The 22,766-nt window shown below is 50.9% G+C and carries 24 protein-coding genes and 1 tRNA gene; 2 read left to right on the top strand and 23 right to left on the bottom strand.

Annotated features, from left to right (window positions below; genetic code table 11):
- Positions 1 to 9 precede the first annotated feature (9 nt).
- The 14 genes from MKX42_RS01155 to rpsF all read right to left on the bottom strand — a co-directional run bounded on the left by MKX42_RS01155 (position 10) and on the right by rpsF (position 14,648).
- A complete protein-coding gene (locus MKX42_RS01155; RefSeq protein WP_076081902.1) occupies positions 10 to 1,296 on the bottom strand; it encodes an adenylosuccinate synthase in 1,287 nt (428 codons plus the stop codon).
- Positions 1,297 to 1,512: 216 nt separating this feature from the next.
- Positions 1,513 to 2,874, bottom strand: a complete 1,362-nt coding sequence (gene dnaB, locus MKX42_RS01150) for a replicative DNA helicase (protein ID WP_036699821.1) — start codon at positions 2,872 to 2,874, stop codon at positions 1,513 to 1,515.
- A 1-nt stretch (position 2,875) separates the two neighbouring features.
- The gene (gene rplI / locus MKX42_RS01145) at positions 2,876 to 3,322 is read right to left on the bottom strand and encodes a 50S ribosomal protein L9 (RefSeq protein ID WP_340750544.1); all 447 of its coding nucleotides are present in this window, start codon (positions 3,320 to 3,322) and stop codon (positions 2,876 to 2,878) included.
- Positions 3,319 to 5,322 carry a DHH family phosphoesterase gene (locus MKX42_RS01140; protein WP_340750542.1) on the bottom strand — a complete coding sequence of 668 codons (2,004 nt, stop codon included), beginning with the start codon at positions 5,320 to 5,322 and terminating at the stop codon, positions 3,319 to 3,321. Before MKX42_RS01140 ends, rplI begins: the two co-directional genes overlap by 4 nt.
- 11 nt (positions 5,323 to 5,333) lie before the next feature.
- Complete coding sequence (locus MKX42_RS01135) at positions 5,334 to 6,251, bottom strand: DUF2232 domain-containing protein (protein WP_340750540.1); 918 nt, start codon at positions 6,249 to 6,251, stop codon at positions 5,334 to 5,336.
- Between the two features lie 6 nt (positions 6,252 to 6,257).
- Positions 6,258 to 6,560, bottom strand: coding sequence for a MazG-like family protein (locus tag MKX42_RS01130; RefSeq protein WP_179090524.1), 303 nt, complete (start codon positions 6,558 to 6,560; stop codon positions 6,258 to 6,260).
- A gap of 158 nt (positions 6,561 to 6,718) precedes the next feature.
- Positions 6,719 to 7,144 carry a CBS domain-containing protein gene (locus MKX42_RS01125; protein WP_036728036.1) on the bottom strand — a complete coding sequence of 142 codons (426 nt, stop codon included), beginning with the start codon at positions 7,142 to 7,144 and terminating at the stop codon, positions 6,719 to 6,721.
- 193 nt (positions 7,145 to 7,337) lie between these two features.
- The gene (locus MKX42_RS01120; protein ID WP_340750538.1) at positions 7,338 to 8,390 is read right to left on the bottom strand and encodes an LCP family protein; all 1,053 of its coding nucleotides are present in this window, start codon (positions 8,388 to 8,390) and stop codon (positions 7,338 to 7,340) included.
- 397 nt (positions 8,391 to 8,787) lie between these two features.
- Positions 8,788 to 10,509 carry an oligopeptide ABC transporter substrate-binding protein gene (gene opp4A / locus MKX42_RS01115; protein WP_340750536.1) on the bottom strand — a complete coding sequence of 574 codons (1,722 nt, stop codon included), beginning with the start codon at positions 10,507 to 10,509 and terminating at the stop codon, positions 8,788 to 8,790.
- A 230-nt stretch (positions 10,510 to 10,739) separates the two neighbouring features.
- Positions 10,740 to 12,701, bottom strand: a complete 1,962-nt coding sequence (locus MKX42_RS01110; protein WP_340750534.1) for an endonuclease MutS2 — start codon at positions 12,699 to 12,701, stop codon at positions 10,740 to 10,742.
- Positions 12,702 to 13,149: 448 nt separating this feature from the next.
- Positions 13,150 to 13,395 (bottom strand): VOC family protein, encoded by a 246-nt coding sequence (locus MKX42_RS01105; protein WP_340750532.1) that lies wholly within the window; start codon positions 13,393 to 13,395, stop codon positions 13,150 to 13,152.
- Between the two features lie 109 nt (positions 13,396 to 13,504).
- Positions 13,505 to 13,777, bottom strand: a complete 273-nt coding sequence (gene rpsR, locus MKX42_RS01100; RefSeq protein ID WP_036699837.1) for a 30S ribosomal protein S18 — start codon at positions 13,775 to 13,777, stop codon at positions 13,505 to 13,507.
- Between the two features lie 21 nt (positions 13,778 to 13,798).
- On the bottom strand, positions 13,799 to 14,314 hold the full coding sequence (gene ssb, locus MKX42_RS01095; protein ID WP_036699840.1) for a single-stranded DNA-binding protein: 516 nt from the start codon (positions 14,312 to 14,314) through the stop codon (positions 13,799 to 13,801).
- 49 nt (positions 14,315 to 14,363) lie between these two features.
- Complete coding sequence (gene rpsF / locus MKX42_RS01090; protein ID WP_036699842.1) at positions 14,364 to 14,648, bottom strand: 30S ribosomal protein S6; 285 nt, start codon at positions 14,646 to 14,648, stop codon at positions 14,364 to 14,366.
- 247 nt (positions 14,649 to 14,895) lie between these two features.
- On the opposite strand from rpsF, the gene MKX42_RS01085 reads away from it, so the two are divergent.
- A complete protein-coding gene (locus MKX42_RS01085) occupies positions 14,896 to 15,093 on the top strand; it encodes a YjzC family protein (protein ID WP_036728044.1) in 198 nt (65 codons plus the stop codon).
- Between the two features lie 374 nt (positions 15,094 to 15,467).
- On the opposite strand, the gene MKX42_RS01080 is transcribed toward MKX42_RS01085, so the two are convergent.
- The 4 genes from MKX42_RS01080 to MKX42_RS01065 all read right to left on the bottom strand — a co-directional run bounded on the left by MKX42_RS01080 (position 15,468) and on the right by MKX42_RS01065 (position 17,150).
- Positions 15,468 to 15,558, bottom strand: a tRNA-Ser gene (locus tag MKX42_RS01080).
- 76 nt (positions 15,559 to 15,634) lie between these two features.
- Positions 15,635 to 15,847 carry a DUF951 domain-containing protein gene (locus tag MKX42_RS01075; protein ID WP_340750530.1) on the bottom strand — a complete coding sequence of 71 codons (213 nt, stop codon included), beginning with the start codon at positions 15,845 to 15,847 and terminating at the stop codon, positions 15,635 to 15,637.
- Positions 15,847 to 16,881: a mechanosensitive ion channel family protein gene (locus MKX42_RS01070; protein WP_340750528.1), complete on the bottom strand. Its 1,035-nt coding sequence runs from the start codon at positions 16,879 to 16,881 to the stop codon at positions 15,847 to 15,849. The genes MKX42_RS01075 and MKX42_RS01070 overlap by 1 nt, the downstream gene beginning before the upstream one ends.
- The gene (locus MKX42_RS01065; RefSeq protein ID WP_340750526.1) at positions 16,878 to 17,150 is read right to left on the bottom strand and encodes a DUF3343 domain-containing protein; all 273 of its coding nucleotides are present in this window, start codon (positions 17,148 to 17,150) and stop codon (positions 16,878 to 16,880) included. Before MKX42_RS01065 ends, MKX42_RS01070 begins: the two co-directional genes overlap by 4 nt.
- 188 nt (positions 17,151 to 17,338) lie before the next feature.
- On the opposite strand from MKX42_RS01065, the gene yyaC reads away from it, so the two are divergent.
- Entirely contained in the window at positions 17,339 to 17,947 is a 609-nt protein-coding gene (gene yyaC, locus MKX42_RS01060) for a spore protease YyaC (protein ID WP_340750524.1), read from the top strand.
- Here the strand turns inward: yyaC and MKX42_RS01055 are convergent.
- The 5 genes from MKX42_RS01055 to noc all read right to left on the bottom strand — a co-directional run bounded on the left by MKX42_RS01055 (position 17,919) and on the right by noc (position 22,482).
- Positions 17,919 to 18,419, bottom strand: a complete 501-nt coding sequence (locus tag MKX42_RS01055; RefSeq protein WP_340750522.1) for a DUF4446 family protein — start codon at positions 18,417 to 18,419, stop codon at positions 17,919 to 17,921. The genes yyaC and MKX42_RS01055 overlap by 29 nt on opposite strands.
- A gap of 92 nt (positions 18,420 to 18,511) precedes the next feature.
- The gene (locus MKX42_RS01050) at positions 18,512 to 19,669 is read right to left on the bottom strand and encodes an aminotransferase class V-fold PLP-dependent enzyme (protein WP_340750520.1); all 1,158 of its coding nucleotides are present in this window, start codon (positions 19,667 to 19,669) and stop codon (positions 18,512 to 18,514) included.
- A 93-nt stretch (positions 19,670 to 19,762) separates the two neighbouring features.
- Positions 19,763 to 20,605, bottom strand: a complete 843-nt coding sequence (locus MKX42_RS01045) for a ParB/RepB/Spo0J family partition protein (RefSeq protein ID WP_036699863.1) — start codon at positions 20,603 to 20,605, stop codon at positions 19,763 to 19,765.
- Positions 20,598 to 21,359 carry a ParA family protein gene (locus tag MKX42_RS01040; RefSeq protein WP_340750518.1) on the bottom strand — a complete coding sequence of 254 codons (762 nt, stop codon included), beginning with the start codon at positions 21,357 to 21,359 and terminating at the stop codon, positions 20,598 to 20,600. Before MKX42_RS01040 ends, MKX42_RS01045 begins: the two co-directional genes overlap by 8 nt.
- Before the next feature lie 307 nt (positions 21,360 to 21,666).
- Positions 21,667 to 22,482 carry a nucleoid occlusion protein gene (noc, locus tag MKX42_RS01035; RefSeq protein WP_340750516.1) on the bottom strand — a complete coding sequence of 272 codons (816 nt, stop codon included), beginning with the start codon at positions 22,480 to 22,482 and terminating at the stop codon, positions 21,667 to 21,669.
- Between the last annotated feature and the right edge of the window lie 284 nt (positions 22,483 to 22,766).

Below are 22,766 nucleotides of genomic sequence, written 5' to 3'. Positions count from 1 at the left end.
TGCTTCAGTCTAGATATAGATTGGCAGTACTTGATTAGTCTGTTCACGGTTGCGGCCTACAGAGAAGATCGAGATTGGAATCCCCGTCAGCTCCGATACACGTTCCACGTATTTGCGTGTGTTGGCCGGCAAATCCTCCAGCGTCTTCGCCCCAGTGATGTCCTCACTCCAGCCTGGAAGCTCCTCGTAGACCGCTTCACATTCTGCCAGCATTTTCAGGCTTGCCGGGTAATGTGTGATAATATCTCCACGGTACTTGTAGCCGGTGCAGATCTTCACAGTCTCAAGACCGCTCAGAACGTCCAGCGAGTTCAGCGACAGGCCGGTGATTCCGCTGACGCGGCGGGCGTGACGCACCACTACACTGTCGAACCAGCCTACGCGGCGGGCGCGTCCGGTTACTGTTCCGTACTCATGCCCGGTCTCGCGGATATAATCACCGGTCGCATCGTTCAGCTCTGTAGGGAACGGGCCGTCGCCGACGCGGGTAGTATAAGACTTCGCCACACCGATAACCTGTTTAATCTTGGACGGGCCCACGCCCGAGCCGATGCAGACGCCGCCAGCTGATGGATTCGATGAAGTAACGAACGGATAAGTTCCCTGGTCGATATCGAGCATCACGCCCTGCGCACCTTCGAACAGCACCCGGGAATCCGCATCAATCGCATCATTCAGCACCACCGAAGTGTCAGTTACATAGCCGCGCAGCACTTCTGCATACTCCAGATATTTGGTCAGAATCTCTTCCACATTCAGCGGCTCAGCGCCATATACCTGAGTGATCACCTGATTCTTCTCTTCCATCAGTGGACGAAGTCTCAGCTCGAACTCCTCAGCGTCCATCAGATCGGCAATCCGGATGCCGTTACGGGCAGCCTTATCCATGTAGCACGGGCCAATCCCCTTGCGTGTTGTACCGATTTTGTTCGGTCCTTTGCGGTCTTCCTCAAGTGCATCCAGCACCATATGATAAGGCATAATGACATGGGCACGATCGCTGATTACCAGGTTCTTCGTATCGAAGCCATTGTCATGAATATAATTAATTTCTTGGATCAGCGCTTCCGGGTTGATAACCATTCCGTTGCCGATAACACAAGTCTTCTCTTTATAAAATACACCAGATGGAATCAAGCTCAGCTTGAACTTCTTTCCGTCAATCAGAATCGTGTGACCGGCATTGTTCCCCCCTTGATACCGGGCGACCACATCTGCACTTTCCGCCAGAAAATCCGTGATCTTGCCTTTGCCTTCGTCTCCCCATTGTGTTCCCACGACGACTACCGTTGACATGTACATTCCTCCGTAGGTGCTAGCAAGCACCATTATTTTTCCGCTTATCATAGGGGCTCTGTACGCGCTTCATCTTGTACGCAGCCCTCCGGACACCAGGCGGGCAGGCCGCCAAAGCACAATAATCAGTGTAACAGCGGCACTTTTTAAAGTCAAATAAAAACGAACGATCACAGACTGGAATGTGCGATCGTTCGTGTATTGTACCAAATTTGCCTAACCTGCAAATGGTTCTGCATGGGCCCGCTCGTAGTTGACGAACTTGTTGAAGTTCTTAAGGAACACAAGCTCCACCGTCCCTACCGGACCGTTACGCTGCTTGGCGATAATAATTTCGATAATATTCTTCTTCTCGGTATCCTGATTATAATAATCATCACGGTACAGGAACGCTACGATATCGGCATCCTGCTCGATAGAGCCTGATTCACGAAGGTCACTCATCATCGGCCGTTTGTCCTGGCGCTGCTCCACACCGCGGCTTAGCTGGGACAGGGCAATGACGGGAACGTCAAGCTCACGGGCAATCTGCTTCAGGGTACGGGAGATTTCCGATACCTCCTGCTGGCGGTTCTCGCCGGCCTTGCCCCGGCCCTGGATCAGCTGCAGGTAGTCGATGACAATCATTCCGAGTCCCTTTTCCTTCTTGAGCCGGCGGCATTTCGCCCGGATATCGGTAACCGTGATGCCCGGGGTGTCGTCGATGTAGATTTCGGACTCGGACAGCGACTGGATGCCCATCGTGAGCTTGGACCAGTCATCATCGCTCTTGAAATCACCGGTACGCATAATATTGGCGTCCAGATTGGCCTCTGCGCAGATCATACGCTGAACCAGCTGGGGCGCCGACATTTCCAGACTGAAGATGGCTACCGTCTCCTTCGCCCGTACCGCCACGTTTTGCGCGATATTCAGGGCAAAGGCCGTCTTCCCGACGGAAGGACGGGCCGCCACAATAATTAAGTCATTACGCTGGAAGCCGTTCGTCATATGGTCAAGGTCAACGAACCCGGTCGGAATCCCCGAGGTTCCGCCTTTATTCTGATGGAGCAGCTCTACCCGGTCGAATACCTGCATGAGCACATCGCGAATGGCAATGAACCCGCTGCCGCTGCGGCGGTTCGAGATCTCCAGGATTCGCCGCTCGGCGTCACTCAGCATAATGCCCACATCTTCGCCGCCGGTATAGCCTTCGCTGACAATCTGCGTGGCTGTGCGGATTAGCCGCCGCAGCATCGCCTTTTCTTCAATGATCTGGGCGTAATAATCGACGTTGGCCGCAGTCGGCACCGCATGTGCCAGCTTCGCCAGATAGCTGACCCCGCCGATATCCTCAAGCTCCCCCTTATCCTGGAGCCGGGATGTCAATGTAATCAGGTCAATCGGCTGGCTCTCTTCTCCGAGCTGCACCATCGCCTCAAATATCATCTGATGCGGTTTGTCGTAGAAGTCTTCGGTATTCACCCGCTCCATCGCGGTAATTAGCGCTTCATCCGATAGTAGAACGGCACCCAGTACGGCCTGTTCTGCCTCCAGATTCTGCGGGGGAACCCGATCGAAAAAGAGATCTCCACCCATCCTACTCCTCCGTTACCTGAACCGTGAGGTTAGCCTTTACTTCAGTATGCAGCTTTACCGTTACCTGGAACGTGCCTACATGGCGGATCGAATCGCTCAGCTCAATTTTGCGCTTGTCGATTACGATCCCCTGGGTAGCTGCCAGTGCCTCGCCGATCTGCTTGCTGGTGATAGCGCCGAAGAGACGGCCGCCTTCACCTGCTTTGGCCTTCAAGGTCAGGGTCAGCTCATCCAGCTTCTTGCCCAGCCGTACCGCTTCCTCCTTCTCCTGGTCCTTGCGGCGCTGTTCGGCTGCTGCCTGGTTCTCCAGTGTCTTCACATTGCCGTCTGTAGCCGGACGAACCAGCCCGCGCGGCAGCAGGAAATTGGCTGCATAGCCCTCCGACACCTCTTTAACCTGTCCCTTCTTGCCTTGACCCTTAACATCCTTCAAGAATATGACCTTCATTCAAATAACCCCTCTTTCGCTTCAATTTCGGCCAGCACTGCGAGCAGTCTGGCTTCCGCTTCTTTTGTTGTTCCTTCAAGCTGTACAGCCGCGTTGGACAGATGTCCGCCGCCGCCCAGCTTCTCCATGACTACCTGCACATTCATCCGTCCCAGAGAACGGGCGCTGATGCCGATCAGGCCGTCAGGACGCTCGCTGATGACGAAGGAGGCAACCACATTCGTCATTCCCAGCAGCGTATCCGCTGTCTGGGCGATCAGCAGCTGCGGGATCTTCATCCCGGGCTGTGTGACCACCAGCGCGATCTGGTCATACACCATGCGCGCATGCTTGATGATCTCCGCCTTCGAGATGTACTCCTGCAGATCCTCCTTAAGCATACGCTGAATGAGAATCGTATCCGCCCCGACCCGGCGCAGGAAGCCGGCAGCCTCGAAGGTCCGCGACCCTGTATGCAGTGCGAAATGCTTCGTGTCGACCGTAATCCCGGCCAGCAGCATCGTGGCCTCCAGCGGGCTGAGCTTAATCTTGTCATGAATGTACTGCAGCAGCTCCGTCACCAGCTCACAAGTCGATGACGCATACGGCTCCAGATACACGAGCACAGCGTCATTGATGAACTCCTCACCCCGGCGGTGATGGTCCACTACCACAATCCGGCTGGCGTATTGCACCAGCCTCGGCTCCATAGTCATGGAAGCCTTGTGTGTATCCACAACAATGAGCAGCGTATGCTCCGTCATCATCTGGAGGGCCTGTTCTGGCGTGATGAAGGTCTTGTAGAGCGCCTCATCCTTGCGGATCTCCTCCATCATCCGGGTAATCGAAGGGTTCGGCGTCTCCATCACAATGCTGGCTTCCACATTGTACATCTGTGCCGCCTTAAGCAGGCCAATCGCCGCTCCCACAGCATCAATATCCGGTATCCGGTGCCCCATAATCAGCACCCGGTCGCTCTCCTGCATAAGATCCCGCAGGGCGTGGGCGATCACCCGCGCCCGGACGCGGGTGCGTTTCTCGGCGGCATTGGTCTTGCCGCCGTAGAAAGAGAGCCGCTGGCCCGCCTTCACAGCGGCCTGGTCCCCGCCCCTGCCAAGCGCCATGTCCAGACTGGACTGGGCAAGCGCTCCCAGCTCACTGGCCGATTCCGAGCCGTAGGCAAGGCCTATGCTCAGCGTCATCGGCACCTTGAGGTCTGCCGTCATCTCGCGGACCTCATCCAACACCACGAACCTGCTCTCCTCCAGGGCCTGAAGGCTGCGGTGATTCAGCAGCATCAGGTACCGCTCGGAAGACAACCGGCGCAGATATACCTCGAATTGCTTGCTCCACTCGGTAATCTCACTGGCTACCTTGGCAATCAGTGAAGTACGCTGCTGATCATCCATCCCCTGGGCGGCTTCATCCAGATTATCCATCATGACAATTCCAATCGCCAGCTTCTCTTCCTCATACCGCTCACGCAGCACAACAAGCTCGGTAATATCGAATAAATACAGCAGCCGCTCGCTTGGAATCACCACGACCTCATAATAACGGTCATCAACCGTAAGCTCATGGCGGTGCTCCTTCAGTGCCCCGTCCTTAACCGTTTCCCGCTTGGAAGGCAGGTTCTGCAGAGAAGCCATAACCTCTGGCATCAGCTCCTGCATATCTTCACCAACAAGCGACTTGCGGGAGAAGATCTGGCCGGCATTCCGGTTATGCCATTCCACCGCCCGGCCCTCACTGTACAGGATAATCCCGAGCGGAAGCATGCTTACAGCCTCCCCCTCCACCCGCTTGATGCGGAAGGACAGGCCGTTGATATAATCTACAAGGTTGCGGCGGAACGACAGCTCGGCCTGCAGCATGGTGAAACACAATGTGCCGGCCAGGAAGAGACTGGCAACACCGAGGACCCAGTTATAGATACTGACTACTATAATCAGGACCAGCAGCAGTAAGAACGCCCACACGGTATGATAGCCGTGCCAGCGTCTTTGCAGAAATTTTGGCATGAGCCCTCACCCTATCGTTTCGATTTCTTCACAAGCTCCCGCAGCGGAAACGCCAGGTCCACCACACCAATAATCCAGAATCCCGGCAGAGCAATAACAGGGATTGCCAGCAGAAGAGCGATGATCTTGCTCCACTTCCGTTCATGCACCAGGAAGAAGAGGAAGCCGACGGTCTGGATCTTGAACGCAATCTGCAGCAACGGCAGCAGATTGGCCGAGACCATTAGCATGAAGCCGCTGTCGGCACCGCCGAACAGCAGGCTGATGACCACGCCAAGCAGATAATACCAGATAAACGATCTGGCCAGTCTCCATTCCCGCGCCGGCTTCAGCTTAGGCACCGCATATTCCATACTGTTCAGAATAGGGCGGACAATGGAATGGGTAATGACTGCAATCACGAACGCACTGAGGATCAGCGTCATCGGAATCGCCTGGATCGTCAGCCAGCTCATCTGGCCAATCTGATCAGAGGAGATGGATATCTCGGACAGCAGCGGATTGCTTGCCCCCATACTTGCCAGCCAGTCCGCATAGGTCTTCAGAACATCATAGACATAGTCGTACAAGTTGAACTTAAGGAACGTCGTACTGATGAGCAGGATCAGCAGGAATTCAGCTAGTATAGCGACCATACCGGCAATCAGAGTAGAAATCGCTGAAGCACGCTTCTTGTACCATCGTCCCATCACAAGTGCCGGGATCAGGAAATAGGCCGCAATCAGGATATACATCGGGGTAATCAGGCCCACAATCAGCAGAACCGGTAACAGATGCAGAATGAACTGCTTGGTGCTAAGGGTCGTAAAGAGCACTATGGCCGGAATAATCATAAAGAATGTTGTAATAAGCAAAAGCGGGGTTGATAGGGATAACAGCAGCAACAGATAAGCTACACTCCAAGCCACAGATGTCCAGCGAAATTTCAACAGTATTCACCTCTTACGCATATGTTCTTCTAATGCAGATATATCCTGGTACCATTCTTCGAGCTGATGGCCCTCCTGCCTGTGCTTTCGCAGCTTCTCCAGCAGTAAATCATCCAGCTCGCGGTAAGGGATACCGAGTCTGCGCCCCAAGATGTACGAGCTCATAATCAGGCTGGCCAGACTGTCGCCGACACGCGTGGTACTGCCTTCCCACAGCGCCTTGAATAACCTTGAGACTTGATCAATTACTTCCGTCTTTAACCACTCAATTACCTTGGCACGTTTGGCCACATCCAGATCCTTCGGCACATTGGGCACTGTCTCTCTACCTCCGGCAAAAAGCATTATTCTCCATTATAGCATAAAAATATCCGAGCCACACGGACGCCTGCCGCCCCTGAATATCGCCTTCCATCTTTCAAAAAAGGCCCGCATTCCGCTTCGCCGGAGATACAGGCCTTGGTTCCTTATAACGATTCGAGCGATTGCCGTGAGACAAATTTCTCGCAGTATTCAATAATCTGGCTCCGGCGTACAATGCCGATGAACCGCTTCATATCGTCGACCACCGGTACAAAGTTTTGGACCTTGGCCAAATTAATCAGATCTTCCATATCCGCATCAATCGAGACCGCCAGATTGTTCATCCGCAGCGGGACATCCTTAAGCAGAAATTTGGAAGCATTCTCAAAAGTGACCGCGCCGCCCGACTCCTTCATATACCAGAGTAAATCCCCTTCTGTAACCGTTCCGGCATATTCCCCGTTGCGGTTCAGGATCGGCACTGCTGTATAGCGGTGAAACTCCATCCGTTCCAGCGTCTGCCGCAGCGTCGAATCCATAGTAACACATGCGACCTCCTGCTTCGGAAGTAAAAAAAACGCAATATTCATCTCTTGATCCTCCTCAAAGAATTCCGAAGGAATGCTACTTTACCTTCCTTGCATTAAAGCCCACCGTAGTTATACGTCTGCCCTCAGCAATTAGTTCCATTCCATTATAGCATGAAGACAGTAAACAGCAGCCATTAACCTTGCGGGAATGGCTGCTGTTTTTATGACGGGTCAACAATATCCGGTCTGATCCTTACTGTACTGCGGGTGTGGCCGAAGGCTCAAGCGCATTGCCGGCCTTGCCTGGTTCAATCAGCTGGTCAACCGGTGTGCTGGGATTCATCCAGTTGTCGATCAGGGCCTTGGCTTTAGTGAGATCCTCTTCGTTCACTATATCGTAATAGATCCCGTCCATCCGTTTGCCTTCCCCCATCACCGTGAAGCTGGAGATATCCATATCCTTGCCGCCCATAAACTTCTTAGCCAGACTGATGATCATTGAGGGCTGAATATCCGTTTTGAAATTGTCGCCCATGATATCCAGCAGCTCAGGGATATTGCCGATCTGGCTGATCGATAACATTTTATTCGCTACGACATCAATAAAGACCTGTTGACGTTTGGTACGGTTGAAGTCGCTATCCTCACGGTAGCGGGTATAGTTAAGCGCCTCTTCGCCGCTGTAGTTCGACTTGTTGGCTTTAATGGTGAATTTCTCATGGTCTTTGCCTTTGTTGACAATATCCTTCTTGATCGGAAGCGGCACACCGCCAATGGCATCAACAGCATCCTTCAGCCCCTGAAAGTTAATGGTGGCATAATATTGAATATCATGGCCGAGGAGCGCTTCAAGTGTGTCCTTGGACATTTGCTGCCCGCCGAACGCATAAGCATGTGTAATTTTATCTTTCTTATTATCCTTGTATCCGATAATTTCCGTGTAGGTATCCCGGGGAACGGAGATTAGCAGAATCTTATAATCCTCCGGCCGGATCACCGCATACATCATGGTATCTGAGCGTGCGGTTTCATTCTTCCGCTGATCTGTACCCAGCAGCATCAGAGAGAACGGATCGCTTTTGAGTGCCACAGGTTCAGCCTTAACGGAATTCGGTGTCTTGGTGGTGTTATTCTCCAGAGGCACAAAGGATTTATCCGTCAGCGTCTTCTCTACCTGATCGGACAAAAAGAGGTCAAAGGCCAGCACGGCAAGCGGCTTCTGGAAGAGAAACCCTCCTGCAACAATCACCAGTACCAGAATGAGCGCAATGTATCTTTTCTTTATTTTTTTAAGCTTATTCATCATTTTTGATTCCTTCTTTATGGTGGAATGTACATATTATGAACGTAATCTATTTACAATGGCCGCCTGGGCTTCCAGGGCAGTCATGGGTGGGCTGTTCTTGCTGCTGTACGCCGCCCTGCTTCAGATGGTATTATTCCCCCCTTTCCGGGATTCGGGTCGTTCTAATTGTAGAATAAACCTGGAAAACGGCTTTGACACATAAACAATATTTCTATTGTAATCACTTCACCACTAAAAAGAAACAACAAATAACGACAACTTTGACACTTAGGCCGTTTATATTCCATAAAGTATATGACGCAGCAAACGGCGTTTTGATTCTTTTTCAGGGGAAAAAAATAAAAAAAGACAGTCTGTTCAGCCACTTAACGTAGCAATCCAGACCGTCCTCCACAGTTTATTCAGTATCCTTAATCCACCAGCTCTGCGGATCAATGATATTGCTTAAAGCGTTCATTGTTACCCCTTGCAGGCGCTTATTCACCGCAGTAATGTCCGAGCGTTCAGCGAAAAAGATCATCGGAACCTCATCATTGATCAGCTTCTGCCATTCATAATAAATCTCCTTGCGGAAATCCTTATCGTACGCCTTCAGGCTGACTCCTTCCCGGATCAGGTCCTCACTGCGCTTCGACGTCCACCGGGGATAATTCCACGAATCCGTAGCCCGCCATAAGCCCGAAGGATCAGGGTCGCTGGCCAGTCCCCACACGCCGTTGAACAGCTCCACTGCCGGATCATCCGACTCCACCGCTTCATAAAAGGTATTCAGCTCCTTCAGGCTTCCTCCGCTGAGCCGCACATCCAGCCCGACATCACGCCAATTCTGGAGAATGGCTGCCGTCCGTGCCTCAGCCGTTTTGCTGCCGCTCATCGCATCATAGTGAACGACGAGCTTCTTGCCGCCCGGATCTTCGCGGAGTCCATCCCCGTCCATATCCAAATACCCGGCCTCATCCAGCAGCTGCCCGGCCTTTTCAGGAGAATAGGGGTAGGTGTCTATCTCCTCATCCGGGATCTTGGCCCAGCTGGAACTTGGAATAGGCGTCTCGATAAGCGTCCCCAGGCCATAGGAATATTTATCTAGAATCCCTTGCCGGTCAAGTGCATAATACATTGCCTTACGCAGGCTTTTATCCTGAAACTTGGGATTATCCATCACCACCTGACCGTCTGCCTCATCCCAGTGTCCAAACTTGAACCCGATATATTCAAACGTCATTCCCGGTGTGACCCTAATTTCTACATTATCTAATTGTTCAGCAGCCTCATAGGCATCACGCGGCAATGCCGCCATATCGACAGTTCCTGCTTCAAGCAGAGCGGTAATATCCTTGCTGTCGATCACCTTATAAGTAATCCCATCCAGAAGCGCGCCGCCCTTGTAATAATTATCGAACCGTTTCATTTCCACCGTCTGGCCCGGCACAATACTGGTTACCATGAACGGACCCGTGCCAATTGGCTGCTTGCGCACCTGATCGCTGTCCATCATGTCCTTAACTGCCACTCCCTCGAAGTACCGCTTGTTCATCGGGTAGGCCCACAGATTATCAATCACGTTCACCCGTGCTGAATTCATTGTAATGCGCAGCGTATACGGGTCCATCACCTTAAGCCCTGTGATTTCCTTCGCCTGGCCCTGGTGGTAAGCTTCTGCTCCCTTGATCATCTCAACGCTATAGTATCTGGAACCCGTATACTCCGGGCTGGCGATAGTCTCCAGGGCAAATTTCCAATCCTCAACCGTCAGCTCATCCCCGTTATGCCAGCGGACCCCGGGCTTAATGGTGAATGTGAACACCGTATGATCCTCGGACTCCTGCCAGCTGGCAATATTAGGGGCGGTGGACAAATCATCTTTCACGGTGAACATAGCCTCAGTGGTGAACTCCAGCACATTGGAATCATCTTCTCCTTCAAAGAATGCCGGTTCAAGGATACCTTGAAAAGCGGACGGGTAGCCGAAGGTTACAGTCCCGCCTCTAATGGGTTCATCGGCTGTTTGGCTTAGGCGCGCCACAACATTCTCGACGGCCGGGCCTGGCCCATTGCATGCCGACAATGCCACCAAGAGCGCAAGCGGTAGCATCAGTCTGCCGATGAGTCGGTTTGACATATATTTCTTCCCTCCCGGGTTGGATCACACAGTAATGTAAGCGGTTTCTACACTAGATTTTACTGTAATGCCTATTATGCAGATTATGGACAAATAATTATTCCACATTATAGAGGATATACAATATTCACTGTAAAGTGAAGTATTTAATTTATTTCGGGCTAGCCAAGAATCGTTCCGATGTTGAAAAAAGCCTGCCCTGACGGGCAGACTTCAGCTATAGCAGCGCCTTAATTTTCCTCTCCCGGATGGATGATGCTAAGGCCCTCCACATGCTTTTTCCGCATCAGCTTACGCTTCTTCCGGGTCTCCTTGCTCTCAAAAATAATATCAAAATCATAATCCTCGGGATACAGCTCCTCCTTGGACAGATAAGGCTTCAGCCGCTTATGGTTAATGCTCAGCTTCTGCTTCTGAATCATCACTCCGACCCTTCCCCGGCTGTCCTTCTTCTCATAGACAATCCCCGTACGTCCCAGAGAGCTGACATAGACAGCGTCGCCTATCGCAAATTCAGGTACCGGAATATGCGCCTCCTGTGATGCACCATCTCCCTGATCTGCGTCAGCCGTTCTATCCGCTCTTGCCATTATGTCAGCTTCGGCTGCTTTAGCCCGCTGTGCAGCTCTGACAGCGTCCTTCCACGGGCTTTGGCCGCCTCTGTGCCCCTGCTGCTCTGTCACAAGCTGTTTGGCCCGCTCAATGACGGAATGTAGAATACCCAGCTTCTCGGCGATCTGCAGCGCGTAGCTCTCGCCAGCTTCGCCAATCGTTAGCTTATACAGCGGCTGCAGCGTGTTCTTATCGAACTCCATCCGAGCATTCTCGAAGCCCGCCGTTGCCGCCGCGAAGGCCTTCAGCTCATTGAAGTGGGTCGTTACCACGATATTAGCTCCCTTCCGGTTCAGCTCCTCGAGAATCGCGATCGACAGCGCGAACCCTTCACCGGGGTCTGTGCCGGCAGCCAGCTCATCAATCAGCAGCAGCACACCTCTGCCGGCATCATAGAGCATTCCTTCAATACTCTTCATCTGCGCCGAGAAGGTGCTCAGGGACTGTGTCAGGCTCTGTCCGTCTCCGATAACGCTTATTACATTGGTGAAGACAGCGAAGTCACTGCCGGGATCAACCGGTACCAGCAGGCCGGACTGTGCCATTAGTACGAGCAGACCCAGTGTTTTGAGCACAACCGTCTTGCCGCCAGTATTCGGCCCGGTTACGATCAGCGATTTATATCCCTGGCCCAGCTCCAGACTAACCGGCACCATATTCTTCAGCAGCGGGTGACGGCCTCCATTCATTCTCACATAGCCACGTTCGTTCAGCGCGACTGGCCCCGCATCCATTACCCGGGCAACCTTCCCTTTGGCGAAAATAAAGTCATACATACCCGTTACCTCAATATTCAGACGGATAGCGGCCTGCTCCTGCTCTAACAGCCCTGTCAGCATACTCAGGATTATTCCTTCCTCACGGGCCTCGTCAGCAGTCAACAGCTCAATCTCTCCCTGTAATGAGGCCACCTCATCCGGCTCCACGAATACTGTCTGCCCGCTGGTGGATTGGTCCAGCACCGAGCCCTTAATTTGCTTCTGATACTCCCGTTTCACCGGAATGACATAGCGCCCGCTGCGCATACTGATCAGACTCTCCTGCAAAATGGACTTGTGGCGGTTCATGATGCTCTCCAGCTTCCGTTGCAGACGCTCCTTGGCGACCGCCAGCCGTTTGCGGACCCGTTCCAGCCCTTTGCTGGCCTGATCATCGATAACGCCCAACCGGATACACCTTTCAATCTCGTCCCGGACCCCGTTAAGCTGCTGAAGCGATGCTCCGTATGCAGCGATACGCGGCGCTATCTGCTCCTTGGCGGCCATGTACTTCCTGAGCTGCCCGCAGCTGTTCAGAAACAGCGAGACTGCGGTGAAATCCTGCTCATTGTACATATAGCCGGTCCCCAGCAGTGACAGCACCCATTCAATGCCCTCCAGCGAGGGAATCGGCACACTGGCTCCGCGCTCCAGCAGTTCCTTCGCCTCCTGTGCCTCCTCAAGCGCCCGGTGTATCGCCGGCAGATAGATCATCGGCTGAAGCTCTCTGACAACCCTTCTTCCTTCATAAGATACCGCATGACTCAACAATTCCTGCTTAATCGTCTCATATTCCAATGTGTGCAGACTCTGCAGATTCACTTTAAGTTCCTCCTTGTATACAAGTATATTTCTTATCCCAATTAACTGCGTATAACGCAAAAAGAGGGCAAAGAACCGCCACCACGGCAGTCTTCGCCCTCTTTTTGCTGCTGATGCTTCTCTTTGGCTTCAGGGTACTGCTCCTTACGGGAAGACCCCTGAAAACAGAAAAAACCGTGCTGCAAGAGCACGGTTAATCACAAAGAGAACAATAGCCGGATCAAGAGGCCATCATGACGCTTCGCGTGTGTTCTTAACTAAATCATTCATTCCAGCAGCCCGCGGTCTACTCAGTCAGAGGTGTCGCCAGGACAGACTCTAACAAGACATGCCCTTGATAAAATCAGAACATGCGGCGGCTAACAGCCGGAACGATATGAAATTGCTTAGTTAAGAACGCTCACCAACATCAAAATTTCCCCTTTAGTTATAGGATACCTGTAATTTACTACATCTGGAATCCGTTTGTCAATTGGGTGAAGCAGTTCATCACCCAAGTAATCCCGTTTTTACCGTCAGACACTTGTCCATGAAGCGCACCGAAGAAGGTTTTTTGCAGCTCTACCATGACCTGGCCGCCATCCGCAGCCAATTTATCGTAGATCGTTCGCAGTTCATCTTCGTGGTCCAGCGTTAGAAGGATACTTACCTGCGCTGTCTGACGGCCTTTACCGTACGGACTTGCGCTGATCATTGTTCATTCCTCCCTTTTTTTGCAATGTAGATAATTTAAAGTGTGAACATATAAATTCTATTTAAAAGAAAAAAAGCAGCCGGCTTAGCCGGCTGCTTCATAAAACGTCCTATTCTGTTGTGTAAGGCAGCAGCGCGATTTGACGCGAGCGCTTTACAGCAATAGTCAGAGCGCGTTGGTATTTTGCACTTGTACCAGTTACACGACGCGGCAAAATCTTTCCGCGTTCGCTGATGAACTTCTTAAGAAGCTCAGTGTCTTTATAATCAATGTGAGTAATCTTGTTCACAGTGAAATAGCACACTTTTTTACGCTTGTTGCGTCCACCACGACGTGCCGGTCTTTTGTCGTTGTCCGCACCTTCTCTTGGTTTGAAAGCCATGTTCAGTTCAGTCCTTCCTTATTAAAATGGCAAATCATCGTCCGATATATCGATCGGTTTTCCATCGCCCGAAAAAGGATCTTGGGTATTGTTGTTACGCGAGAAATTATTGTTACTTCCATTTCCGCGAGCACTGTTCCCGCCGTTACCGCCGCCACCAAAGGCTGGCTCTTCAGGCATACTTCCACCACTTGATGCATTTCCGCCTTCACGGCTCTGCGCGGATTCCAGGAAACGGACATTATCGGCAATAACTTCAGTAACGTATACACGTTTGCCTTCGTTATTCTCGTAATTCCGTACTTGGATGCGTCCTTCCACGGCTGCCAGTCTTCCTTTGCGCAAGTAATTGGCACAGGTCTCAGCCAGCTGTCTCCAGGTTACTACCGGGATAAAGTCCGCTTCGCGTTCACCGTTCTGGCCCGTAAAGTTACGGTCTACGGCAAGCGTAAACTGTGTTACGGCAACACCAGCAGGAGTATAACGAAGTTCCGGGTCACGGGTCAACCGACCGATCAGAATGATACGGTTCAACAATTAGGTCCCCTCCTTAATAGCGCGATTCGTTACAAAGCTTGTCAATATCTTAGGCAACGTCGTTCGTAATGAGATAACGAATTACTTCGTCAGAAATCTTCATGATACGCTCAAGTTCAGTAACTACTGCAGGTTCTGCACTGAAGTTAACCAAAACAAAAACGCCATCACGATGTTTCTTGATCTCATACGCAAGACGGCGTTTACCTTGCACGTCGTGCTTTGTAATTTCTCCGCCGTTGGAGATGATGCCTTGGAATTTTTCGACTGCTGCTTGAACGGCTTCTTGTTCAATGTCAGGACGAATAATGTACATGACTTCATATTTGCGCATAATTTTCACCTCCTTATGGTCTGCGGCCCCTGATCTGGTCAGGAGCAAGGAACGAGCACAAACATAGACTCGCACCAAATCAATATACCAAACCCAGCAGAGGATTGCAAGTTTTATTAATACGTACCAGATGCTGGTCCCCAAGAAAAAACTGTAGCCGGATTCCGTAAAAACGCCCGAGTAATCCCCCACCTTCAGGGCCACAATATAACAGCTTCATCATTCTATAACAGGAGGTTATCCACCAATGGGCGAACAGACTGAGTATGAAAAGGGCGACAAAGCCCCCAACCCGGGCGTTTACACCGAGGTAGGCGAAGCGCGGAGCTTCCACACGGAAATTCAGAATCCGAAACGGATCACAATGGAAAAAGGCGACACCTTCCCGGAGACCAGCAACCAGAACCGCAAGTGGAAAAAAGTCGAGAAGGCCCGTGTCCATTAATTTCAGCAGCCAGGTATAAAACCTTGAAGGCTGCGCATACTAGACCCAGGCAGTACAAAAGAGAGGTGTGGTTCCGTTGAACGTCGCAGACGAACACGATCACAGGGATTCTGAATTCAGCAGCTATCGTACCCGGGGAGAGTGAAGCTGGCTCTGTAAAAAGGAGTAACAGCTTTAGTATTACCCAATCACAGTAGTAGCTATAGACAGAGATTTCCGAACGTCATTGATGTACTGCCTCTGGAAGAGAGACCTGCGAAGGTCTCTCTTTTTGCGTTTTCTCCACCTGAACTGCACGCTGAAGTATGCAGACACAAAAAAGCCCCCGTCTCAGAACGGAGGTCTCTCATCATTTAAGGATATAATTGCTGAAGTGGCGGAGAGGGTGGGATTCGAACCCACGCACGCTGTGACACGCCTAACTGATTTCGAGTCAGCCCCCTTGGGCCTCTTGGGTACCTCTCCGCAGCAAGAATTATCATATCATGCCAAGCTCATAATTGCAAGTATTATTCATTTATGCTTCGCTTCCTGAACCAGCTTAATTATTCTCCGTTCCACTATCCGCTGAATGCAGGACCTTCTTCAGATTCTTCTCGAATTTGGCGCGGGGAATGAGGACGCTATGCTGACAACCGGTGCACTTAATCCGGATATCCATTCCCATACGGATGATCTCCATCTCGTTCGTTCCGCACGGGTGCTGCTTCTTCATCTGCACAATATCACCCAGCCCGAATACCTTGCGTTCCATTACTCTTCCCCCTCCTCTGGCTCTTGCGCAGCTGCCACCTGCCTTCTTGGGCTGGTCTCCTGTTCCTCACGGGCTCTGCGGGCTGTCTCTGCGTGTTCCCGCTCATGGGCCGCCTCTGCCTCTCTTGCCTCTCTCTCCGCCTGCTCACGAGCCTCCTGCTCGGCCTTAGCAGCCTCCAGGGCACTCTGCTTCTCCAGAGCGTGCTTGATATCATTCTGAATCTGCCGCTCAGCAGCATCTCTGGCATTAGGCAGGCAATTCGCCGCTATGCGGATGACATACTCAGAGGTGCTCATCGACTGGATTCCCAGAACATTAGGATAGGCAATGACACTGGAACTGCGTTCCTCAATGCCCTGAAGCGCCTCACCGATCAGTGCCAGAGTGGCTTCGAGCCCGCGTTCGATTTTGACCGGAACATCAACTACAGCCAGTGCATTCGCCAGCGAATAATTCGTCACATTCACAATCGTGCCGTTAGGAATGATGTGGACCTCGCCCGTAGTACTTAACAGTCTGGTCGTTCTCAGGCCAATCATCTCTACCGTTCCCTTATAGGTTCCGCTCTGGATGACATCCCCAACTGCGAATTGATCCTCAAAAATAATAAAGAAGCCCGTAATCACATCTTTGACCAAACTCTGTGCGCCGAACCCTATAGCCAGCCCGACTACCCCTGCTCCTGCGAGCAGCGGCTTCAAATCGAAGTTGAACTCCGACAGAACCAGCAGAATCATGGTGAAGTTACAGAAGAAGGTAACCACATTCTTCATCAGTCCGCCGACGGTAGAGAAGCGCCGGTTATTGACTAACGCCCTCCCCCTTGTCTCCCGCTCAAGAGACCGGTCAATCACATTGGATACCACTTTGATAATCACCCGGGTCAGAATGAAAATCAGCAGAATCCGTATCCCGGAAAATAGCACAGTGGCCCACATATCCGCATTGCTTAGCCAGTCCCATACCTTATCCTTGAAGCGCACAGCATCCTTGAGGGCTTCTCCGCCTGTTGTCTCGAGCAGCCAATTATTCATCGAACCCCTCCTTCTTCCCCTACCTCTATATACCCGTCTCCCTGAGCTGCTTTGGCATAGATCCCGCGGATCTCTATACTTTGCTCTGCTACAATGACCCTTACCTCTTCCAGTGCACTCCGGGAGAATTGAATCGACATCGCACAGCCGGCGGTGATCTCCTTGGGCGTAGGGAAGATATCGATTTCAATCTCCGCATATTCAAGCAGCATCTCGGCGCGCAACGCCTGCTGGGTCGAATCAAACGCTATCAGCAGTTCCTCCTCCACACTCCACGCCTCCCCTGGGCTATTGGTCCTATCTATTGCCGCCATAGTATAAAAAACCACTTCCATCCATATACTAGGATCATCAGAACACGCTACCGCGGACGTAAGCCTTGCATAATCAGCAGCCTGACCGCTTATTCGCTGATTTTCCCGTGATTTGCAGTCGCCGCCTCAGAAAGGACGATTATATGAATTCTTCTTCCAAAGCTCCACCACTGCAAGAACCATCTTGTTTAAAAATATCACATGCCGACCCCAATATCTATTCTGCCATTACCCACCGTCTGCTGTTCCATTTTTCGCGCACACGTCCGGATACGCCCATTGTCATTATCTGCGTGGGCACGGACCGCTCGACCGGCGATTCCCTTGGCCCCCTGGTCGGCACGACACTGGCCCGCTTTCACAGCCCACTGTTCCATCTCTACGGAACGCTGGAGGAACCGGTACATGCCATTAACCTGGAAGAGACAGTGGGCCTTGTGTACCAAAAGCATGCCAACCCGTTCATCATCGCCATCGACGCCTGCCTCGGCCAGTCCACCAGCGTCGGCTGCATCCAGGTGGTTGAAGGTCCGCTGCGTCCCGGCGCAGGTGTCAACAAGCAGCTTCCCCCTGTTGGCGATATCCATTTGACCGGCATCGTTAATGTGGGAGGATTCATGGAATACTTTGTATTGCAGAACACCAGATTAAGCCTGGTGATGCGCTTGTCGGATATTATTTCATCCAGCCTCTACTCTGCCTTGAAGCAATGGAACCTGCATGCTAGATCTGCTGCAACGCGAGAGCAATAACTTCCTTCTCCTCCGGTGACAGAGCATACGTTGATTCTCCATGTTCAATTGGTTTAGCATAGATATATGAGTTCTCGCGGTTGTGCAGACTGCTCAGCACAATCCCGCTGTGGTTGTCATCCAGAATGGCAAGCGAGAAGCTCAGGTCATTACCGCGTTCTCCAAAAGCATTATAGCGCTTCATGGCCACCTTCGACTTCATGCCGCGCATTTTGGTATGTGCCGCCTCAAGCAGCGCCTTCTGCTCCTGCTGGGCCTCCTCCAGCATATCCCCCTGATTCTTCAGGTTGACCAGCAGATTCTCCAGATCTTCTATGCCATTCCCGCTCATCATGGCTTCATACCGGCTGCGTATTCTGCGAAGCTTGGACCCCTGGACGATCATCAGAACGGCCATCAATATGATTACCCCCGCAAAGCCCATGATGAACGCCGATAAATACTCGTTTATGATTTCATTTAACTCCGACATGTTGAATCATCCTTTATACAAAAATAAGAATTCCTACGCTGCAACGACACCGACCTGTATAATCCACCTGAATCCTCATCCACTTATTAGTTTTAACGCGATACGCCGTACATTTCCTCCATGGCCAGCAACAGCCGCTGAACATCGGCTTCCGTGGAGCTTACTCCCACACTCGCCCTTACCGCTCCGCTATCCAGAGTATCCGCTGCTTGATGAGCCAGCGGTGTACAGTGCATGCCTGCGCGTACAGCAATCTGGTATTCGCGGTCCAGCCGGTGGGCAATATGCGCCGACTCCTGGCCCTCTATGACAAAAGCCACAATTCCGCTTCGCGGCGCGCCCGGTGCCGGGCCCAGAATCCGCATACCCGGAATAGCAGCCAAGCCCTCCATCAAGAGCTGTGTCAGCTTCCATTCCTGCATATGAATCTGTTCCACTCCCAGCGCCTTAACCGTCTTCACGCCAGCCAGCAGACCGGCTATTCCGACGGCATTCTGTGTCCCTGCCTCATAACGGTCCGGACGAACATTTGGCTGCTCGCTATTCTCCGACTGACTGCCAGTGCCTCCATGCATCAGCGGCTCCAGATCCAGCCCGGGAGAGATATACAGCCCCCCGGTTCCTTGCGGACCGAGCAGCCCTTTATGTCCCGGAAATGCCAGCAGATCAATATTCATGGATGCCACATCAATATTAAGCGCCCCAGCGCTTTGAGCAGCATCAACCAGGAATACAGCCCCATTCGATTTCACTATGTCGCCGATATCCCCAATCGGCAGAATACTTCCCAGCAGATTGGAGCTGTGATTGCAGATCACCATCCGGGTGTTAGGACGCAGAGACCGCTGAAGCTCCTGAAGATTGATTTGGCCCTCGCGGTCCGCCTGTATATAATCCACTTCAATCCCTATGCTCCGGCGCAAATACTCCAAGGGTCTGCGCACAGAATTATGCTCCGTCATCGTTGACAAGACATGATCCCCTGGTTGAAGTGTACCCTTAATAGCCATATTTAGCCCCATAGTTGTGTTATGAGTGAATGCGATATCCTGGGCATTCGCTACACCAAACAACTCTGCCAGCAGCATCCGTGCACGAACCAATACCCGCCCCGTCCCGATAGCCAGTGAGTGGTTACCCCGCCCGGCATTGGCCCCTGACTGCTCCAATGCCTCCACCATAGCTGAAGACACCTCCGGCGGCTTGGGCCACGAAGTAGCTGCGTGATCGAGATATACCAACCTCTCCATCTTCCACCCTCCCTCTTTTCGATTTAAAAAACATACCCTTCCATATCCGTATTAAGGATATCTCAGGATATGTCTTCGGTACAAATATCCAAATCAGTTTCCCAGCAACTCCAGCAATCTTTCCAGGTCTTGGGCACTGTAATAGTTTAATTCGATTTTCCCTTTTTCCTTGCCTTGTTTGATTTTGACTGTTGTCTTAAAACGCTCCCGTAATACTTCCTCTACATTATCAATATAAGGATCACGTTTCACAACCTTGGCTTTAATTCCGTTAGCCGGTTTGCGGTCAAGATTCTTCACTACCTCTTCCAGTTCTCGAACACTCCACTGAAGCTCCACACACTGTGCAGCCAATTGCTTGATTACCTCCGGATCTTTCAGAGCCACAATTGCCCGGGCATGTCCCATCGAAATTGTTCCACGTGAAACATAATCCTTCACTTCTTCCGGTAAACTAAGCAGACGCAAAAAGTTGGCAATATGTGATCTGGACTTTCCGACTTTAAGCGAAAGCTCTTCCTGGGTCAGGGAGAATTGATCCATCAGTCCTTGATAAGCAACCGCTATTTCCATCGCGTTAAGATTCTCACGCTGCAGGTTCTCAATCAGGGCAATCTCCATTACCTGCTGATCACTAAGGCTGCGGACCACTGCCGGAATCGTAGCTTTACCACAGTATTGCGAGGCCCGGAATCTGCGTTCCCCGGCAATAATCTCATACCCTTTCAACACACTGCGAACAATGATCGGCTGGATCACTCCGTGCTGCCGTATGGATTCTGCAAGCTCCTGGATGGCCTCTTCATTGAAATCCTTGCGCGGCTGATAAGGATTGGCTCTGAGTTGCGTTAATGGAATCTCTAACACCTTATCGTCTTCATTGATCGAAAGAGAAGGTATTAATGCATCCAAGCCTTTCCCTAAGCGCTTACTCATAAGAAATCACTTCCTTTGCCAACTCTAAATATACTTCCGCTCCCTTGGAACGGGAGTCATAGGTAATAATTGACTGCCCATGTGAAGGGGCTTCGCTTAAACGTACATTACGCGGGATAATCGTTCTGTATACCTTTTCTTGGAAATATTTTTTTACTTCTTCAATCACCTGAATTCCCAGGTTGGTCCGGGCATCCAGCATCGTGAGCAATACTCCCTCTATTTTGAGATGCGGATTAAGATTCTTCTGAACCAGTCTTACAGTATTGAGCAGCTGGCTTAATCCTTCAAGCGCATAATATTCGCATTGTATAGGGATGATCACAGAGTCTGCAGCCGTTAGAGAGTTAATGGTAAGAATCCCTAATGATGGAGGGCAATCTATAATAATATAATCATAATTCGCCTTTACTGCATTCAGTGCCTTCTTCAGCTTCAGTTCCCGCGATATCGTAGAGACCAGCTCGATCTCTGCTCCTGCAAGCTGAATGGTTGCCGGAATAATATGAAGGCCCTCAATGCGGGTCTCCTGGATCGTTTCCTGCGGATCCACTTCATTAATAAGAATATCGTAAATGCAATTCTCTACATCCGCTTTGTTGACGCCAACGCCGCTCGTAGTGTTGCCTTGCGGATCAATATCAACAAGCAGCACTTTCTTCCCCAGAGTAGCCATGCTGGCACCCAGGTTCACAGAGGTTGTTGTTTTACCTACCCCGCCTTTTTGATTTGCTATGGCAATAATCTTGGACACTTATTTCACCTCGAATTGTTTAGAAAGAATCATCTTGTAGTTCTTAGCTGTTAACGGCATAATAATCTGGATCTACGGCATCACTTTTGCGGAGATGTAGACAAACAAGTGGAAACGGCATTGCCGTCCTTTTAAAGGACGGTACCGTTTCAGCGAGAAATAGAAGGATAATTTATAGCGACATATAAATTCTTATATTTGCAAATAGACAACAACTTATCCTTAGAGTGTATATGTGATAACGTTCGGAGCTAGTCATAGAAAAGGCGGCCAACACCTCAGGGCCGCCTTCAGCTTTTGTTTCCATTTATCGTTTTGGAATTTGGATCACAATCTCATAATGATCTCCGCGGTCATTCTCGGAGGTCTTAATCTCCATTCCTGAACCGGTCACCATGTCTATAGATTGCCGAATTGTATTAAGAGCGAGACGGACATCTTTGGTGTAGGAGGTCCGTTTTGATTTTTTAGTCTGGCTAACAGCCTTATAGAAGGCAATACGCGCTTCCGTTTGTTTTACATTTAATTCCTTGGAAATAATCTCTGCAAGAACTTTAAGCTGCATCTCCTCCGTGTCCAGCGACAAGAGTGAGCGTGCATGGCGCTCGGTGATTTTTCTTTCCATTAATGCCGTCTTGACCTGTTCAGGCAAATTCAGCAAGCGGATTTTGTTGGCAATGGTAGATTGGCTTTTGCCAAGCCGCTGAGCCAGACTCTCCTGGGTCAATTGATGCAAGTCAATCAGCTTTTGATACGCAATCGCCTCTTCAATAGAAGTTAAGCCCTCACGCTGCAAGTTCTCTATCAGTGCGATGGACGCAGCCTGTGAATCATTGAATTCGCGGACAAGCGCCGGAATAGTATCCAAGCCGAGCTTTTTAACCGCCCGCCAGCGTCTTTCACCTGCAATAATCTCATACTGGGAATCACGCATACGCACAACGATGGGCTGAATCACTCCATGAGTTTTGATAGTCTGGCACAACTCTTCTATCTTCTCATCATCGAAAATAGTCCGTGGCTGATAAGGACTGCTGATGACCTCATGAACCGGGATTTGTTTGACTTCTTCTCCGCTGCTCCGCTCAGTAAATCCAAAAAGCTTGGTGAATTGTTCTTTCATTCCGTTCATAACCACCTAATTTCGTTATAGTACGATCTTCTTAACCTTTCATGCGAAAAGCTTATCGTACAGCGTAAGAAAAGTATCCGTAAGTAATTCTTAGCCACTTCTCTTAAAGACGGCCTAGCATTCATTCTGATCTTATCTATTAAAAGTCTTACTATATTATTCTATCACTTTTCCCCTAATAATCCTATTCTCCATAGTGACCTATTTTTCCTGCAAACCAGCCTGAACTGACCCAGCTTTCCATCAAAATAACCCCACAAAGTAGGGCTTTAGCT

Source organism: Paenibacillus sp. FSL R7-0204, assembly GCF_038002225.1.
Classification (GTDB): domain Bacteria; phylum Bacillota; class Bacilli; order Paenibacillales; family Paenibacillaceae; genus Paenibacillus_AQ.
This window is presented reverse-complemented; position numbering and strand designations above follow the sequence as displayed.